Below are 15628 nucleotides of genomic sequence, written 5' to 3' on the forward strand. Positions count from 1 at the left end.
GCAAGATGAAGATTCAGTTGATTGCGGTGGGCACCAAGATGCCCGCCTGGGTGGAGCATGGCTTCGAAGAGTATCGCCGTCGCTTCCCAAAAGATATGCCGTTCGAGCTGGTGGAGATTGGCGCCGGCAAACGGGGCAAAAATGCCGATATTCCCCGCATTCTGCAAAAAGAGGGGGAGGCCATGCTGACGGCAGCGGGGCGCTCGCGCATCGTCACTCTCGATATTCCGGGCAAACCCTGGACCACGGAGCAACTCGCCGTGCAACTGGAAGCGTGGAAGCTCGATGGCCGCGATGTGGCCCTGCTGGTGGGTGGGCCGGAAGGCTTGTCCCCCGAGTGCAAGGCTGCCGCCGAGCAGAGCTGGTCGCTGTCGCCGCTCACCCTGCCCCATCCGCTGGTACGGGTACTGGTGGCCGAGAGCCTCTACCGTGCCTGGAGCATAACGACCAATCACCCTTATCACAGAGAGTGAACCATGCCGTTCCTGCCGTTATTGCCCCCCACAAATCCGAGGTAAAGGCATGTTGAAACAACGCATCGAGATGCGCGATCACAGTGCCGAGGGCAATCTGTTCTTCCGGCGCACCCTGGTAGCCTACATCGGCATCGTGGTGCTGATGCTGGTGCTGCTGGGCAATCTCTATTATCTGCAGGTGGAGTCCTACGACACCTACCAGACCCGTTCCAACTCCAACCGTATCCGGGTGGTGCCGGTGGCGCCACCACGGGGGCTCATCTACGACACCAACGGCGTGCTGCTGGCGGAGAATCGCCCTGTCTACAGTCTGGAAATCGTCCCGGAAGAGACCAGGGATCTTGAAAAAACTGCCGACCAGCTGATCGCCCTGCTGGGGCTGCCGGAAGGCACCAAAGAGAAGTTTCTGACCGAAGTAAAACGCCAGCGTCGCTTCAAGCCGGTCCCTCTCTACGAGAAGCTGACCGAATATCAGGTGGCGCTCTTCTCGGTCAACCAGCACAACTATCCGGGTGCAAGCATCGAGGCCTACCTCAAGCGCTACTACCCGTTTGGCGACACCCTGACCCATGCGCTGGGTTATGTGGCCAAGATCAATACCCGCGACGTGGAACGTCTCGAAAAAGAGGACAAACTCGCCAACTATGCCGCCACCAAGGATATCGGCAAGCAGGGGGTGGAGAAGTATTACGAGGATGAGCTGCACGGGGTGGCGGGTTATCAGGAGGTCGAGGTCAACAACCGCGGCCGGATTGTCCGCACCCTCAAGTTCCAGCCTCCGGTTCCGGGCAAGGATATCTACCTCAATATCGACGTCCGGATGCAGCTCAAGGCCCAGCAACTGCTGGCCGGCCAGCGTGGTGCCATCGTGATGATGAACCCGAAAACCGGTGCCATCCTGGCGCTGGAGTCGAGCCCGAGCTATGACCCCAACCTGTTCGTGACAGGCATATCCAGCGCCAACTACTCGGCACTGCTCAACGATCCGGCACGGCCGCTGGTGAACCGTACCACTCAGGGGATCTATGCCCCCGCCTCCACCGTCAAACCCATGATGTCCATCATGGGCCTCAACGAGGGGGCCATTACCCCGGGCTACCGCTATTTCGGCGGCCCGAGCTTCTCCATTCCCGGCACCACCAAGAAGTTCCGTGACTGGCGCCGCTGGGGCCACGGCTGGCTCGATGTCTATCGCGCCATCGAGGTCTCGGCCGATACCTACTTCTACGATCTCGCCTATCGGGTCGGTATCGACAAGATCCACAGCTATATGACCAAGTTCGGTTTCGGTCAGTACACTGGCGTCGATCTCTATGAAGAGACCAAGGGCGTCATGCCGTCTCGCGACTGGAAGATGGCCCGCTGGCGCCAGCCCTGGTATCAGGGTGACACCATCTCGGTCGGTATCGGTCAGGGCTACTGGAGCGCGACACCACTCCAGCTGGCCAAGGCGATCAGCATCCTGACCCAAAACGGCCACGACGTGACGCCGCACCTGCTCAAGAGCACCGCTTCGCAGGCGGGGGTGGTCGATGCCCCGGTCAACCCCAACATCGCCCTCAAGCTCAAGAGCGACAGCTACTGGAAAGTAGCCCAGGACGGCATGTGGCGCGTCAACCATGGCAGTGAAGGCAGTGGCCGTCATGCATTTGCAAAGGCCCCCTACTCGTCAGGTGGCAAATCAGGCACTGCGCAGGTAGTCGGTTTGAAGGAAAATCAGGTCTACAACATCAAGACCGTCAAAGCGGAGCATCGCGATAACGCCCTATTCGTTGCCTATGCCCCCTTTGAGGCGCCCAAAGCGGTGGTAGCTCTGGTGCTGGAAAACTCCATTGGTGGTGGTGGTGGCCGGGCTGCATCGCCCATTGCACGCCAGATGCTGGATGCCTATCTGCTGCCCCCAGATCCGCAACTGCCACCGGCACCGGAAAAGCCGTCCCAACCGAGTGAGGTCGCCCCCCATGAGTAATTCAGCCCGCCAGCAGAGTATCTGGTACAAGCTGCATATCGACCTGCCCCTGCTGTTGGGTCTGCTGGCCGTTGTCGCCCTCTCCATGGTGGTGCTCTACTCAGCGTCAGGCCAGGATATGGACTCCATCGTGCGCCAACTGGTGCGCGGCGGCCTCGCCTTTGCCCTGATGATCGGCATGGCCCAGCTCCCTCCCTCCCTCTACGCCCGCTGGTCGGTGCCGCTGTTCGCCGTGGTGGTGCTGATGCTGATTGCGGTAGACGTATTCGGCCATATCGGCAAGGGGGCCCAGCGCTGGCTCGATCTCGGCTTTATGAAGTTCCAGCCCTCCGAAGTGATGAAGCTCTCCATGCCCATCATGGTGGCGGCCTGGCTCAGCCGCCACTCGCTTCCCCCCAAGTTCAGCCATGTGGTGATCGCCCTCATCATGGTGCTGCTGCCCACCCTGCTGATCGCCGCCCAGCCCGACCTTGGCACCTCCATTCTGGTGGCCGCCTCCGGCTTCTTCGTGATCTTTCTGGCGGGGCTCAGCTGGTGGCTGATCGGCTTGGCGGTTCTACTGATGCTGGCCTTTATGCCGGTGCTCTGGTTCTTCCTGATGCACGACTACCAGCGCCAGCGGGTGCTGATGCTGCTCGACCCGGAGAAAGACCCGCTCGGCCGCGGCTACCACATCATCCAGTCCAAGATTGCCATCGGCTCCGGTGGCGTCTTCGGCAAGGGGTGGCTGCAAGGAACCCAGTCCCAGCTGGAGTTCTTGCCCGAGCGCCACACCGACTTCATCTTCGCGGTATTTAGCGAGGAGTTCGGTCTGGTGGGGGTTGCCCTGCTGTTAGTGCTCTATCTCTATGTCATCAGCCGCTGTCTGTTTATCTCGATGCAGGCCCAGAACAGCTTCGAGCGACTGCTGGGCGGCGCCATCACTCTCACCTTCTTCGTCTATGTGTTCGTCAACATGGGCATGGTGAGTGGCATCCTGCCGGTGGTGGGGGTTCCCCTGCCGCTGGTGAGCTATGGCGGCACCTCCATGGTGACCCTGATGGCCGGCTTTGGCATACTGATGTCCATCCAGACTCATAGAAGGCTGCTGGCATGATGAGATGGATCTATTTGCCGGTGGTGGGTGTTCCCCTGCTGCTGGAGATCGATGGCAGCACCTCCATGGTGACCTTGATGGCCGGATTCGGTATCCTGATGTCAATTCAGACTCATAGAGGGCTGCTTGCCTGATGAAACGGGTTGGATTGTTGCTCTCTCTCGCCGCCTCGATGGCAACCGCTGCCGTGGCGCCGGATCGCTTGGCCCTGCTCGCCGAACAGCAGCAAGTGCCGCTGGCGGAGCTGCAGGCTGCCGTCGCCCGCGCTCAGTTACGGCAGGAGGTGCTCGACACCATCAGCAAGCCGTGGGAGGCCAAACCCTGGCATCGCTACCGGCCGCTGTTTGTTACCCCGGATCGCATCCGTGACGGCCAGCAGTTCTGGCAGCAACATGCCGATACGCTGGCCCGCGCGGAAAAGCTCTATCGGGTGCCGGCCTCGCTCATCGTGGCCATCATAGGGATCGAGACCTTCTACGGTCGCCAGATGGGCCGTCATCCGGTGCTCGATAGCCTCTACACCCTGGGATTTCACTACCCGGAGCGCAGCGACTTCTTTGCCAAGGAGTTTGCCCAGCTGGTGGTGCTGGCCAAAGAGGAAGGGTGGCAACTCGATGCCCTCAAGGGCTCCTATGCCGGCGCCATGGGGATGGGGCAGTTCATGCCCTCCAGCTACCGCCACTACGCCGTCGACTTTGACGGGGATGGCAAGCGGGATCTGTTTGCCAACCCGGTCGATGCCATCGGCAGCGTGGCCAACTATTTTGCCAGCCACCAGTGGCGCTGGGGCGAATCCGTGGTGGAACCGGCCCAGATCGGGTTGATGGCAGTCGAACCTCTACTCAGGCCTGAGCCCGAGTTAACACAACAGTGGTCAGAACTGGCGGCGGCAGGGATTGAGCTCGCCACGCCGCTGGCCCCGCAGACGCCGGTCAAGTTGCTGGCGCTTGCCCAAGCCGATGGACCGGAATACTGGGTCGCACGGCATAACTTTTATGTGATCACCCGTTACAATCGCAGCCCACTCTATGCGATGGCGGTGTATCAACTTAGCCAAGCCATTCAGGAAGCGTATGCATCTTCGTCACAAACTCCTCCCGCTCAGCCTGAGCTTGTTGCTGGCCGCCTGTAGCAGCCAGCCGGAACAGAGCGCCCCCGTAGAGCCGCAAGCACCGGTCAGCAAGCCACCCGTTATCGAGATCCCGCAAGCCACCGGCGCCATCCCACGCCCGGAGCCCCTGAGCGCGAGCGGCAACCGGGACTACTGGATTGGCAAACAGAAAAACGAGGTGTGGCGCGATATCAAGCACTATAGCGAAGAGGGCACAGCCAGCTGGCTGTCACCGGATCTGGATGGCCAGAAGACCGCCAACGGCGATGTGCTGGACAGCAAGCTGTTCAGCGCCGCCCATCGCAACCTGCCCATCCCGAGCTATGTGCGGGTCACCAATCTGGACAACGGGCTGGAGACCATAGTACGAGTCAACGATCGCGGCCCTTTCAACAGCCCTCACCTGATCGACCTCTCCTATGCGGCGGCCAAGCAGCTGGAGATGGTCGATAGCGGCACAGCTCGCGTTCGACTGGAGCTGATCAACGACACCCCGGACCAGATGGTGATCATGGAACCGATGAAGCCCATCGAGATGACCCCGACCACCCCGCCAGCAACGGCATCCAACACAGTGGCGCAAGATGGCTTCCTGGGTGAACCGACCGCACTGGCGATGGCCACTCCCGCTGCTGCCCCTGCTCCCGTCAAGGCGCCAGCGGCCAAGCCTGCCAAAGCGGCACCTGTCAAGCAGGCTCCGGCCAAGGCTGCAGCGCCCGCCAGCAGCGGTGATGGCAAGATGATCCAAGTACTGGCCAGCGGCTCCCGGGATCGGGCCGAGGCGATGGGCAAGGTGATGACCCAGCGCCATGGTGTGCCCTACCGGATTGAAGCCCATGGCGCCATCTTCCGGGTCTTGATCGGCCCGGTGGAGGCGGATAAACAAGCCGCACTGCTGGAAAAAGTACGGCAAGGGGGACTGGAACAGGCCTTTATCGTGCCCTGATCCCTCCTCTGACAGCGGCGGTGACCAATCTCCCGGCCCCGCCATCACGTCGCTTTATGGCGTGATGGCAGGGATTGATGGATAAAAAACCAGTCATGATCGCCATGTCGGACTATAACCTGCGGGCGCATCTGGTATAGTTAGGCCCGCATTTTATCCCCATCTGGCTCGCAGGAATTTCAAGATGTCCAAATTTGCCCGTTCAGTTCTTCTGGCCTCACTGATCAGCGTAACCGCTCAGGCCAATACGCCGGTGCCGACACCCACGCCGAACGCCAACCCAGTGGTGGTTCCCGCCGCGCCGGAGATCTCCGCCAAGGCCCATATCCTGATCGACTACTACTCCGGTCAGGTGCTGGCCGAGCAGAACGCCGACGAGCGTCTGCCCCCTGCCAGCCTGACCAAGATGATGACCTCCTACATCGTTGGCGACGAGCTGCACAAGGGGAACATCAAGGGCACCGACATGGTGACCATCAGCCAGAACGCCTGGTCCAAGAACTACTCAGACTCCTCCAAGATGTTTATCGAGGTGGGCAAGCAGGTCTCTGTCGATGACCTGAACAAGGGCATCATCATCCAGTCCGGCAACGATGCCTGCGTCGCCATGGCCGAACATCTGGCCGGCAGTACCGACTCCTTCGCCAGCCTGATGAATGCCTGGGCCGCCAAGCTCGGCATGAAGGACACCCAGTTCAAGAACCCCCACGGTCTGGATGAAGAGGGTCACTACAGTACAGCCCGTGATATGGCCCGCCTGGGTCAGGCACTGATCCATGATCAGCCGGAGGAGTACAAGATCTACTCCCAGAAATCCTTCGTCTTCAACGGTATCACCCAGCACAACCGCAACCGCCTGCTGTGGGATCAATCCCTGCAAGTGGATGGCATCAAGACCGGCCACGTCAGCCAGGTCGGCTATAACCTGGTCTCCTCTGCCACCAACAACGAAGGCATGCGCCTGATCGCCGTGGTACTGGGCGCCAGCAGTGAAGCCTCCCGCGCCGCCGAGAGCAAGAAACTGCTCACCTACGGCTTCCGCTTCTTCCAGAGCCTGACTCCATACAAGGCAGGCACCGAGCTGGTCACCCAGAAGATCTGGATGGGCGACAAGTCTGAAGTGAAACTGGGCGTCGACAAAGATGTCTCCGTGCTGGTCACTCGCGGTCAGGGCAACAACCTCAAGGCAGACTTCCAGCTCGACAGCGAGCTGAAAGCCCCGTTGGCCAAGGGTCAACGCGTTGGTACCGTGTTCCTGAAGCAGGGTGACAAAGAGATCAAGCAGGTACCGCTGGTCGCTCTGGAAGAGGTGCAGGAAGGTGGCTTGATGAGCCGTCTGTGGGACTACCTGGTACTGCTGGTCACCAGCTGGTTCAAGTAATCCGACGCACAATCCTCACCAAACAGCGGCGCCAACAGGCGCCGCTGCTGTCTGCGCCGGACAATGGCAGTGAATAACCCTGTAAACTGCAGGTTCCGCCTTACCCTGATTTGTGGTAAAAAGCAGCACTTCCATCCTTGTCTGACCGCTCCCGGCCTTGATCCCGGAGTGTGCGGCGCCCATATAGGGTTTAGCCGCACCCATACAGACTTGAAATGGCGGCCTCCACGGGCCATCGGCCACTAGCCATCCAAGATGAAGTCATCATGCTGATGACGAAAAAGGTGAGTAAATGAATACCAAGTTTGATGAACTGCTGGAGTTTCCCTGCAAATTCCCGTTCAAGGTACTCGGCATCGCGGATCCTGCGTTGCCGGATATGGTGGTTGAAGTGCTGCAGCAGCATGCTCCGGGCACCTACAGCCCGACCGTCCAGCCCAGCTCCAAGGGCAACTATCACTCGGTTCGCGTGACCGTGACTGCCCAGAGCAAAGAGCACATCGAAGCGATGTACACTGCGCTTGGCAAGATCGAGCTGGTGAAATACGTACTGTAATTTCTCTCTCGCCCCGTTCTGCGGGGCGACTGTTTTTGGCCGCAGCACGCCACGAGGACACCATGTCATCCCAGATCCCCGCTCAGCACAGCCTGATAGTCAGGCAACTGGGTCTCCGCCCCTACCAGCCGGTATGGGACGCCATGAAAGCCTTCACCGACAACCGCACCAGCGACACCCCGGACGAGTTCTGGGTGGTCGAACATGACCCCGTCTACACCCAGGGCCAGGCCGGCAAGGCCGAACACCTGCTCAATCCGGGCAATATCCCGGTGGTGCAGAGCGATCGCGGCGGTCAGGTGACCTATCACGGCCCGGGCCAGCTGGTACTCTACGTCCTGGTGGATGTCCGCCGCTGCAAATTCTCGGTGCGCGAGCTGGTGACCGCGCTGGAAACAGCCATCATCAACACCCTGGCCAAAAGCAATATCCAGGCCTATGCCAAGGCAGATGCCCCCGGGGTCTATGTGAAAAATGACCTTGGCATGGAGGCCAAACTGGCCTCACTGGGACTGCGCATCCGCAAGGGTTGCTCGTTCCACGGGCTGGCCCTCAACATCAACATGGACATGACCCCCTTCCTGCACATCAATCCGTGCGGCTATGCGGGCATGGCCATGACCCAGACCAGCGCCCTGGGCGGCCCGCAGAGCGTGGCCGAGGCGCAATCCATTCTGGTGGCCGAACTGGCCAGCCTGATTGGCTATCAGACAATAACAAACACCGAGAGTGAATCATGAGCAAACCCGTTCGTATGGAGCCGGGCGTCAAGCTGCGCGATGGCGACAAGATGGCCCTGATCCCGGTGAAATTCATGCCGGATCCCAACGAAGAAATCCTTCGCAAGCCGGACTGGATGCGGATCAAACTCCCCCCTTCCAGCCAGAAGATCGAACACATCAAGAGCACCTTGCGCAAGAACAAGCTGCACTCGGTCTGTGAAGAGGCTTCCTGCCCCAACCTGGCGGAGTGTTTCAACCACGGCACGGCCACCTTCATGATCATGGGCGCGATCTGCACCCGTCGCTGCCCCTTCTGCGACGTGGCCCACGGCCGCCCGCTGGCACTCGATCCGGAAGAACCGAAGAAGCTGGCGCTCACCATCAAGGAGATGAACCTCAAGTATGTGGTGATCACCTCGGTGGACCGCGACGATCTGCGCGACGGCGGTGCCCAGCACTTCGCCGACTGCATCCGCGAGATCCGCGAGCACAGCCCGCAGACCCGCATCGAGATCCTGACCCCGGACTTCCGTGGCCGGATGGAGCAGGCCCTTGAGGTGTTCCGCGAAACGCCGCCGGACGTCTTCAACCACAACCTGGAAACTGCGCCGCGCATGTATCGCGTCGCTCGCCCGGGTGCCGACTACAAGTGGTCGCTGGAGCTGCTGCGCCGTATCAAGGAGATGCACCCCCATGTACCGACCAAGTCCGGTCTGATGATGGGCCTTGGCGAGACCAACGAAGAGATCGTCGAGGTGCTCAAGGATCTACGCGCTCACGGCGTCAACATGCTGACCCTGGGTCAGTATCTGCAGCCAAGCCGCCACCACCTGCCGGTCAAGCGCTACGTGCCGCCAGCAGAGTTTGACGAGCTGAAAGATATCGCCATGGAGCTGGGCTTTACCCACGCCGCCTGTGGTCCTTTCGTTCGCTCTTCCTACCATGCTGATCTGCAAGCCAAGGGAGAAGAGGTCAAATAACCTCGCACGACAGAGTGGCCAAGTAACCGCCACCCTCACAATGAAAAAGAGCGCCCATTGGCGCTCTTTTTGTTGGTGTCACTGACCGTTGCGGCTTGAGCTACTTCAGTAGTCGTGGTCGAAGATCCCCTGCTGATGCCAGCGTTGCAGCTGGGCTAACACCCGGGTCTCCCGCGCCGTCCACTGTGGGCAAGGCCCCGCCAGCTGGGTCTTGTTGGTCTGCAGCGCCTCGTCGAGGGCAAACCAGCCCGGCACAAAGCCAAGCCGGATCTCGTAGGGCTGTGGCTGTGGCTCCACCAGTTGATCACCAATCCGGCACAAGTAGTAGAGCGAGCGGATGCAGTAGGCATCGAACCCCGGCTCGCGGGCGGCGCGATATTCACGGGTCTCGCCAAGCAGGCCCCCCACTTCCCGCAGCTCGGCGCCGCACTCCTCCAGCAACTCGCGGGCCAGCGCCACATGGTGGCTCTCCCCCGCTTCAATGCCGCCGCCAGGGAACATCAGATCGCCGTTGACCCGGGAATGCACCAGCAGCAGCTCGCCGCCACGGGGCACCACGGCACGTACCGTGAGGCGCTCAAGAGTACGGCCATCGGTACGCACCTCGCCATGAACGAAAGAGAGATCGAACAGATTGGGCCAGCAGCTGGCCGGGGAGAACATCGTCATCACTGCCTCAGGGCCGGTAGTTGCCATGCTTGAGCTGCTCGACAATTTCGGCAGCCCGCACATCGTAGCCATCCTGCTCTGTCTTGCTCAGGGTGTGGTAGATGCCAAAACGCTTGGCTGAGACCTCGGGGCTATCCTGAAACGACTCGCTCACCTTGCCCCACAGATAGGCCAGCCCGTACTGCTTCTGGCCCATATAGAGGGTGCTGAGGGAGGTGAGCAGGCGGCTGTTTATCTTGTCACCTTCCCGATAGAGGGAGAGGCCGTGATGCATGATGGAAATAGCTTTCTCGGGGTCGCTCTTGGCGTAGGCTCCGCCAAGGGCCAGCTGCAGTTCCGGTTCGTCGAGCACCTTGTTGCCTTCCAGTGCCATGAACTGCTGACGGGCCAGCTCGTTGGTGTTGTTGGTCCAGTGCCAGAGCAGCAAGTAGGGATCCTGCGAGTTGCGGGTGGCCACATCGAGCTGGGCCAGCTGTTCGCCAGCCGCCAGCATCCCCTCCACCCGTGGGCTCTTCTGCTCACGGGCATTCTTATACTCGATGTTGGTAGAGCGCTCGGCACACTTGAGATAGCGCTCAAGGTTGCGCATCAGCTCGTACTTGCGTCGATCCGTCCCCTCCTCCTTGAGATAGAAGCGACTGCGGATCACATCGGTACGCTCGTAGCGACACCAGCCATCGTCCACCAGATCCTGGCAGAGCTCGGGATGATTGCCACAGATGTTGTGGATCCGATCGTCATTGCAGCCAGCCACGGCAAGGCCGACTGAAAGCATGATGAAGGTCTGTCGCAGAGGGAAATTGGCCATGGTTCACATCTTGTTGGTAACACGGGTTGGTAACAACTGGCGCCTTCACAGGCCACCTCCGGCTAGCAAACCGGTTACATATCCATTACAATGCGCGCGCCATATAAGGCCGCGACTGCAGAATAATATAACGAAATATAGACCCCTACACTGATCTGCATTCGACGAATTTTCTATTTACACCAACAACGTGAAATAAAGGATCTGGTCAATGACCCACGAGCACTACTTGCAAGCGTGGCAGGAGAGCCAGGAGCTCGCCGAAGCCATGCAGCCCTTGATTGGTCGCCTCTACCGACAACAAGGGGTCGAGATCACCCTCTACGGCCGCCCGCTGCAAAACGCCTCCACCATCGATATCCTCAAGGCCCACCGGGTCGTCCGCCGCCACCAGGGCGCTCCACTCCCCATCCAGCAAAGCTTCCCCCTGCTCCAGGCCATCGTTGCCCTCAAACCCACCGCCGCCGAGGTTGACCTTGGCAAGCTGGCAGTCGGCTACTGGCAGGATCATCAGGATGAAGCGGGGATCGAGGACTATCTGCAAGCGCGACTGGCACCTGCCCTTGGCCGCAGCCAGATGCCGCAGCCGACCGACGTGGTGCTCTACGGCTTTGGCCGTATCGGTCGCCTGCTGGCCCGCCTGCTGCTCGAGCGTACCGGCGCCGCCAATCCGCTGCGCCTGCGCGCCATCGTGGTGCGTGGCGGTCGCGACGGGGATCTGGAGAAACGTGCCAGCCTGCTGCGCCGCGACTCGGTGCACGGTCCCTTCAACGGCTCCATCGAGGTGGATGTGGAGCGCAGCGCCATCATCGCCAACGGCACCTTCATTCAGGTGATCTACGCCAATAGCCCGGCCGACATCGACTACACCGCCTACGGCATTCACGATGCGCTGATCGTCGACAACACCGGCGTCTGGCGTGACGAAGCAGGCCTCTCCGAGCACCTGAAAGCGCGCGGTGCCGGCAAGGTGCTGCTGACAGCTCCCGGCAAGGGGGAGATGAAAAACGTGGTGTTCGGGGTCAACCATGAGGTGATAGGCCCGGGTGACAGGATCATCTCCTCCGCCTCCTGCACCACCAACGCTATCACCCCGGTGCTCAAGGTGATGCAGGACAAGTACGGCATCCGCCACGGCCACGTGGAGACGGTCCACTCCTACACCAACGATCAGAACCTCATCGACAACTACCACAAAGGCGAGCGCCGCGGTCGCAGCGCGGCCCTCAATATGGTGATGACCAGCACCGGCGCCGCCAAGGCGGTGGCCAAGGCGCTGCCCGAACTCAAGGGCAAGCTGACCGGCAACGCCATCCGGGTACCGACTCCCAACGTGTCGCTGGCCATCATCAATCTGTCGCTGGAGCAGGCCACCGCTCGGGAGAGCCTCAACGCTTATCTGCAGCAGATGGCGCTAAGCTCAGCCCTCCATCGCCAGATCGACTTCAGTGCCAGCACCGAGCTGGTCTCCTCCGACATGGTGGGTTCCCGTTATGCGGGCATCGTCGACTCCCAGGCGACCATCGCCGAGGGGGATCACTGCGTGCTCTACGTATGGTATGACAACGAGTTCGGGTACAGTTGTCAGGTAGTGCGGGTGATGGAACAGATGGCTGGCGTAGTCCGCCAGGATCTGCCTGCATAGCCCGTCAGGATCTGCCCGTCAGATCCCGCAGCTTATAGCTCAATAGTTCAAGGAGAGGCCGGATGTCGTTTCAACAGGGTGAGTTTTTGCAAGCAATCAGGCAGATGCCACAAGAGGTGTACGAGCGGCTCAAAACCGCAGTCGAGCTGGGCAAGTGGCCCGATGGCAAGCCCCTCACCGACGAGCAGAAGGCCACCTCCCTGCAAGCCGTGATGGCCTGGCAGGCGATGCATCTCGACAATCCGGAGCACATGAATATCGGTCGTGATGGCGAGATCGTGATGAAGAGCAAGAGCGAGCTCAAGCGTCAGTATCGCGATGAGGAAGAGATAGTGCGGGTCGACCTTAACCATTGAACCTGACCCGGTAGGCCGCTCGCAGCGGCCACAACAGAGAGGGGAGCCATAATGGCTCCCCTCTTTTTCCACTCTCCCCATGGTGGGGAGGTCAGAAGCTGTTCACGACCTGTAGCGAGAAGACGTCAGCAAGGTGAAGAGCAGCGCAGGAAGCGGAGCGTATAGATATACGTGAGCCTCTGGTTCACAAACACGCGAGCAGCACATGAGCCTTGATCGCGGCTTCGCAGTAAGATCGTGGACAGTTTCTCAGGGAGTCAGCTCCCCACGCAGGGACTGCTGCATCAACTCGCGAATGCGGTGGGAAGGCAAGTTCTGGCTCAGCAGGAAATGGAGCTTGGTGAGTGCAGCCTCGGCGGTCATGTCAAAGCCCGAAATGACCCCGGCCCGCGACAGGGCATTGCCAGTGGCGTAGCCACCCATATTGACCTTGCCGTGCAGGCACTGGCTCAGGTTGACGATGATAACGCCGCGGGCCGATGCCTCGGAGAGCAGTGCCAGCATGGCCGGATTCTGCGGCGCATTGCCCACTCCGAACGACAGCAGGATCAGCGCCTTCACCGGCTGTTGCAGGATATTGGCGATCACCTCGCTGGAGATCCCCGGATAGAGGGTCACCACGCCAATGGGCTGAGGGGTGATGTCGTGCAGTACCAGCGGCCGCTCGGACGGCACGCCCAGTTCGCCCGCCTCCAGCGAGATGGCGATCCCGGCATTGAGCAGCGGCGGATAGTTGGGGGAGTCGAAGGCGTGGAAGCCGTCGGCGTGCACCTTCTTGCTGCGGTTGCCGCGATAGAGCTGATTGTTAAAGAACAGCGTCACCTCGTGGATCGGGTAGTTGGCCGCAATATAGAGGGCGTTGAGCAGGTTCTGCTGACCGTCGGATCGCAGCTCGGCGAGCGGGATCTGGGAGCCGGTAATGATGACCGGTTTGTGCAGATCTTCGAGCATGAAGGAGAGCGCCGAGGCGGTGAACGACATGGTGTCGGTGCCGTGCAGGATCACAAAGCCATCGTACTTGTCGTAGTTGTCGCGAATATCTTCAGCGATACGCTGCCAGTCCACCGGGGTCATGTCGGAAGAGTCAATGAGGGGCGCATATTCGTGGATATGGTAATCCGGCATCTCGGGGCGGTGGAACTCGGGCATCCGCGCCAGACAGTCTTCCATAAAGCCAGCCATCGGCACGTAGCCGTGCTCGGAACGCTGCATCCCAATGGTGCCGCCTGTGTAGGCGATATAGATGGACTTCTTCTTCACACCCTCTCCTCTTGATGAAGTGAACACCGCCGGCACAGGAGCCATATCGGGGTGAACCACAATGTCAACACCCGCCAGCTCCTCTGCGCGCAGCGGAAACCGGCGAATTATAGAGACTGACACCCTAAATGACAGCCGTTCCCTACCCTCTTTTTGGCTTTTTCACTCACCACCACCATGGTATTAAATTTCACAATAAGGCACCCAGGCGAACATTAATACGACAAAGTTGGCACCAAGCGACGTTTTTTGCTACTATTCGCCCGATTTTTCGTAAATATCATCTGGATGCCTGAATATTTCAGGCCCGCACTGGCCCTATTTTCATGGGGCGGGGAGCACTCTCCCCTTCTTAAAGTTGGCCTATAAGCCACACTGTTTTTATCCCGGCTGAATCTGTGAGTCTTCACCAACAGAAGGCACAGCCAATCAACATGGGAGTACTGAATGATACAACTTGATTCCTACGCAACACTGGTCGCTGCCACTCTGGTATTACTGCTTGGCCGAGTGCTAGTCACTCGTGTCGGGCTGCTTCGAACCTTCAACATCCCTAAACCGGTTGCCGGTGGTCTGGTGGTCGCGCTGGTGCTACTGCTGCTACGCTCCACCCTGCAGATGGAGCTGCAATTCGATACCAGCCTGCAGACACCGCTGATGCTGGCGTTTTTTGCCTCCATTGGTCTCTCTGCCGATCTCGCCAGCCTCAAGCGCGGCGGCAAAGCGGTACTCACCTTTCTGCTGGTAGTTACCGGTCTGCTGCTGGTACAGAACAGCCTGGGCGTGGGTCTGGCGACTCTGCTTGGCCTGGATCCCCACATGGGGCTGCTGGCCGGTTCCATCACCCTCTCCGGCGGTCACGGTACCGGGGCTGCCTGGGGCGCCACCTTCACCGAGAAGTACGGTGTGCAATCCGCCGCCGAACTGGCCATCGCCTGTGCCACCTTCGGCCTGGTACTGGGGGGGTTGATCGGCGGCCCGGTGGCCCGCTATCTGGTGAAAAAGGTGCAGGTGCCCGGTGAGGAGCACAACCGGGATGGCGCACCTCAAGGCTTCGAGATGCCGGACATGGAGCGGCCCCTCACCACCTTCAGCGTCATCGAGACGCTGGCGCTGATTGCCATCAGTCTCAAGGGAGGCGAGATACTCTCCGCCTACCTGAAAGGTGGCGCTTTCGAACTACCAGTGTTCGTCTGCGTGCTGTTCGTCGGCGTACTGCTGCGCAATGTGCTGACCCTGCTGAACTGGCACGAGGTGAGCGACCGCGAGGTCTCCCTGCTCGGCAACGTCAGCCTGTCACTATTCCTCGCCATGGCCTTGATGAGTCTGCGATTGTGGGATCTGGCCAACCTGGCGCTCCCCATCTTTATCCTGCTGGCCGCCCAGACCGTAGCGATGGCACTCTACGCCATCTTCGTTACGTTCAGGGTGATGGGCAGCAACTATGATGCGGCCGTACTGGCAGCGGGCCACTGCGGCTTCGGTCTGGGAGCAACCCCGACAGCCATTGCCAATATGCAGGCCATCACCCAGCGCTTTGGTCCCTCCCATCTGGCGTTTCTGGTGGTGCCCATGGTGGGCGCCTTCTTTATCGACATCATTAACGCCATGGTGATCAAGCTATTCCTGGCACTGCCCTTCTTGTAATTCCCT

The 15628-nt window shown here is 60.2% G+C and carries 16 protein-coding genes; 13 read left to right on the forward strand and 3 right to left on the reverse strand.

The features are described 5' to 3' along the window. Positions 1-5 precede the first annotated feature (5 nt). From rlmH to lipA, 10 genes are all read left to right on the forward strand, one after another. Positions 6-473 (forward strand): 23S rRNA (pseudouridine(1915)-N(3))-methyltransferase RlmH, encoded by a 468-nt coding sequence (gene rlmH / locus G5154_RS07880; RefSeq protein WP_005348087.1) that lies wholly within the window; start codon positions 6-8, stop codon positions 471-473. 49 nt (positions 474-522) lie between these two features. Next, on the forward strand, positions 523-2445 hold the full coding sequence (gene mrdA, locus G5154_RS07885) for a penicillin-binding protein 2 (protein WP_216953017.1): 1923 nt from the start codon (positions 523-525) through the stop codon (positions 2443-2445). Next, a complete protein-coding gene (gene rodA, locus G5154_RS07890; protein ID WP_216978172.1) occupies positions 2438-3541 on the forward strand; it encodes a rod shape-determining protein RodA in 1104 nt (367 codons plus the stop codon). The genes mrdA and rodA overlap by 8 nt, the downstream gene beginning before the upstream one ends. After that, positions 3538-3675, forward strand: coding sequence for a hypothetical protein (locus G5154_RS07895; protein WP_421250682.1), 138 nt, complete (start codon positions 3538-3540; stop codon positions 3673-3675). Before rodA ends, G5154_RS07895 begins: the two co-directional genes overlap by 4 nt. Continuing rightward, the gene (gene mltB / locus G5154_RS07900) at positions 3675-4673 is read left to right on the forward strand and encodes a lytic murein transglycosylase B (RefSeq protein ID WP_421250683.1); all 999 of its coding nucleotides are present in this window, start codon (positions 3675-3677) and stop codon (positions 4671-4673) included. Before G5154_RS07895 ends, mltB begins: the two co-directional genes overlap by 1 nt. After that, positions 4615-5598: a septal ring lytic transglycosylase RlpA family protein gene (locus tag G5154_RS07905; RefSeq protein WP_421250684.1), complete on the forward strand. Its 984-nt coding sequence runs from the start codon at positions 4615-4617 to the stop codon at positions 5596-5598. The genes mltB and G5154_RS07905 overlap by 59 nt, the downstream gene beginning before the upstream one ends. Positions 5599-5782: 184 nt before the next feature. Beyond that, positions 5783-6979: a D-alanyl-D-alanine carboxypeptidase family protein gene (locus G5154_RS07910; protein WP_216953014.1), complete on the forward strand. Its 1197-nt coding sequence runs from the start codon at positions 5783-5785 to the stop codon at positions 6977-6979. Positions 6980-7271: 292 nt separating this feature from the next. Beyond that, positions 7272-7535 (forward strand): DUF493 family protein YbeD, encoded by a 264-nt coding sequence (gene ybeD, locus G5154_RS07915; RefSeq protein WP_005348100.1) that lies wholly within the window; start codon positions 7272-7274, stop codon positions 7533-7535. A gap of 62 nt (positions 7536-7597) precedes the next feature. Beyond that, a complete protein-coding gene (lipB, locus tag G5154_RS07920; RefSeq protein WP_421250685.1) occupies positions 7598-8275 on the forward strand; it encodes a lipoyl(octanoyl) transferase LipB in 678 nt (225 codons plus the stop codon). Further along, positions 8272-9237 carry a lipoyl synthase gene (gene lipA / locus G5154_RS07925; protein ID WP_421263916.1) on the forward strand — a complete coding sequence of 322 codons (966 nt, stop codon included), beginning with the start codon at positions 8272-8274 and terminating at the stop codon, positions 9235-9237. The genes lipB and lipA overlap by 4 nt, the downstream gene beginning before the upstream one ends. 105 nt (positions 9238-9342) lie before the next feature. Here lipA and G5154_RS07930 read toward each other — a convergent pair whose 3' ends face one another. Both G5154_RS07930 and G5154_RS07935 read right to left on the reverse strand, forming a co-directional pair. Beyond that, complete coding sequence (locus tag G5154_RS07930) at positions 9343-9906, reverse strand: NUDIX domain-containing protein (protein WP_421263917.1); 564 nt, start codon at positions 9904-9906, stop codon at positions 9343-9345. A 7-nt stretch (positions 9907-9913) separates the two neighbouring features. Then, positions 9914-10714: a DUF2989 domain-containing protein gene (locus tag G5154_RS07935; protein WP_005348110.1), complete on the reverse strand. Its 801-nt coding sequence runs from the start codon at positions 10712-10714 to the stop codon at positions 9914-9916. Positions 10715-10925: 211 nt separating this feature from the next. On the opposite strand from G5154_RS07935, the gene G5154_RS07940 reads away from it, so the two are divergent. Further along, positions 10926-12359, forward strand: a complete 1434-nt coding sequence (locus tag G5154_RS07940; protein ID WP_421263918.1) for a glyceraldehyde-3-phosphate dehydrogenase — start codon at positions 10926-10928, stop codon at positions 12357-12359. A 62-nt stretch (positions 12360-12421) separates the two neighbouring features. Beyond that, positions 12422-12715, forward strand: a complete 294-nt coding sequence (locus tag G5154_RS07945; RefSeq protein ID WP_042061025.1) for a YeaC family protein — start codon at positions 12422-12424, stop codon at positions 12713-12715. 249 nt (positions 12716-12964) lie between these two features. Here the strand turns inward: G5154_RS07945 and ansA are convergent, their stop codons facing one another. After that, a complete protein-coding gene (gene ansA / locus G5154_RS07950; RefSeq protein ID WP_421263919.1) occupies positions 12965-14020 on the reverse strand; it encodes an asparaginase in 1056 nt (351 codons plus the stop codon). Between the two features lie 402 nt (positions 14021-14422). Between ansA and gltS the strand changes: the two genes are divergently transcribed. Next, positions 14423-15622 carry a sodium/glutamate symporter gene (gene gltS, locus G5154_RS07955; RefSeq protein WP_216978165.1) on the forward strand — a complete coding sequence of 400 codons (1200 nt, stop codon included), beginning with the start codon at positions 14423-14425 and terminating at the stop codon, positions 15620-15622. The last annotated feature ends 6 nt before the right edge of the window (positions 15623-15628 follow it).

This window comes from Aeromonas sp. 600527 (assembly GCF_049175415.1).
GTDB lineage: Bacteria > Pseudomonadota > Gammaproteobacteria > Enterobacterales > Aeromonadaceae > Aeromonas > Aeromonas veronii_A.